The organism is Bradyrhizobium sp. (assembly GCF_035701725.1).
In the GTDB taxonomy this organism is placed as follows: domain Bacteria; phylum Pseudomonadota; class Alphaproteobacteria; order Rhizobiales; family Xanthobacteraceae; genus Bradyrhizobium.
Genome location: NZ_DASSRP010000237.1, coordinates 1 through 2,026, shown reverse-complemented (window position 1 = coordinate 2,026; position 2,026 = coordinate 1). Strand labels below are relative to the sequence as shown.

The following is a 2,026-nucleotide window of genomic DNA, read 5'->3' as shown; positions in this document are numbered from 1 at the left end:
AAAGAGAATTGAGAAACGTGAAGAGTTGCTGCTGCTGTGTTTCGGTCAGATCGAAGAAGCGTTCAGTGACGTCTTCGGCCTCGCCCTTGTGCCGCTCGATTGCGCTCTCCAGGGTCAGCGATTGAAGATCATGCATGAAGCGCGGCCGCATTCGTAGGCCCCAAAGTGGCGCCGTACGGAGTTTGTGCGCCGTATCTTGCGGCCCGGCCTGGACGATGCCATCGCCGGTCCCAATGTCATGCAGCAGAAAATCGCTATAGGGATGGATCATCTTGTTGCCGAGCGCTACCGGTACGGCGAAAGTCCCGCCATTGATCGACGTGCCCGGCGGCGCGGTCGTGATGGTTTGAACATGACAGACACTGCAGCCGATCTTCTCGAACAACGCTTGTCCGGCTTGGGCATCCGCAGTGGCCGCCAAGGCGGTATCGCGCGGCGGCACTTCCGTGCCGCGGACGAACTGAGCAAAGTGGTCGATATCGGCCAGACCTAAATTGTCCGGCACATCCTCGGGGTCCGCCGTCACTTTGCCGATGGTCGTCTCGTCCATCGGCCTCAAGCGGTTGGTCACGCCCATCTCCATCAAATAGGCATCGCCGATAAAGGAAAGGAGAGAGCTGTGCTGGTCCTTCCAGCCGAAGCGGCCGATGCGGTTTTGTCCAGGCGCCTCCAGCACGGGGACGACGATGGCCTCACCGTGAATCTTGCCATGGGTCGCCTGCACTTGCTCGGCGGCGATGGTCATCAGTGTGTTGTCGTCGATCGCTTCGACGAAGCCGTCTCCCAGCGTGTTGAGCGCCGCGCGCAGTGTCCGGATATTCTCCGTTTCCGGCACATGTTCTTGTGCCTCTGGGACCACCGCGCGATCATTGACGAGCGAACGTCCGCTGATGCTGCTGGCCCCATCGTCGATGGGGATGGTTGGATTGACGAAATTGCCGTTCGCATCGGTGTGGCCGACGCGCAGCTCGGTGAACTGGCTGGCACCACCGCTGACCGGGTTTTGATGACAATCGGCGCAAGCTCGCGCGTTGAATACCGGCCCAAGCCCGCTATTGACGTCGTGAGTCAGTTCGTAAATCCGCTGGTCGAGGGCGAAGCTGTCGCCGGTAGGTTCCGCGATCCCATTACTGACGCTGAGTGAGCCGGGATTCTCGACGACGGTCGGCGTATCGAAGCCGGCAGGCGCTTCCGTCGCGGCTTGTTGTGCCGCCGCCGGCGCGACGCTTGCAGCGCATAACGTCAAGCCGACCAACCAATATTTTCCGGTAATGACCATGGCAGCGGTTCCCCGACAGATCGACCGATCAAGCTTTTACGATCGGCTAGACCGCAGGCCAGCTTTTATTCTCCCAAATTTGCTTGCGCGGCGAATTTGCCCTGAGGATAAGATATCGCTGTTATACTATGGCGTTGCTAAATAGAGCGAGGTGGGACAGCAAAACAATTGCACACGCCGATTACTATTCCACCAGGACCCCAGATTAACTGGCGGGCGGTCCTGACGAAGTCAGGCTGGCTATACCTAAAAAGCGAAGAGGTGGCCGGCCAGACCGCCTCCCCGCGATACGACCGTCTTAACGATCGTCGGCGTCGCGGCCAGTCGACGCCGGCACTGCCGGGGCGACAGGAACACGTATCCCTGACAGCACCCAGGCCCGTTGGCTCGGAGCAAAGCGCGGCGCCAATAGACCATCATTGATTTCCCGCGTGACCGCGAAGCGGTTGAACACGGTTGGCGGTAGGTATAGGCGGGCGTTGTCGGCAAAACCGTCGGTCGGGGTGTCTATGTCGCCTTGCAGGGCGGTGACGATCCCGTCGTCGTTCCCGGCCACACGTCGAACTTCGGCGGCATAAGCATCGAACAGGCGCTGATGAAGATTCCTGACCTGTGGCTCGAACGACGCTGGCCTTTCGTAGACATCGAGAAAGATCTCGTTGGCAAGGCCGCTCGGAACGCCACGCTCGCGGAATTCGCGTTGGGTATCGAAACCGTTGTCCGCGTCAAACTTGTCCGGATCGCGCG

At 60.0% G+C, this 2,026-nt stretch carries 2 protein-coding genes; both read right to left on the bottom strand.

Annotated elements, in window-relative coordinates:
* On the bottom strand, nt 1–1,279 hold a 1,279-nt coding region (locus VFL62_RS13810), incomplete at its 3' end, for a di-heme oxidoredictase family protein (RefSeq protein WP_325172939.1).
* A 298-nt stretch (nt 1,280–1,577) separates the two neighbouring features.
* Nucleotides 1,578–2,026: hypothetical protein (locus tag VFL62_RS13805; protein ID WP_325172938.1), on the bottom strand; the 449-nt coding region annotated here is incomplete at its 5' end.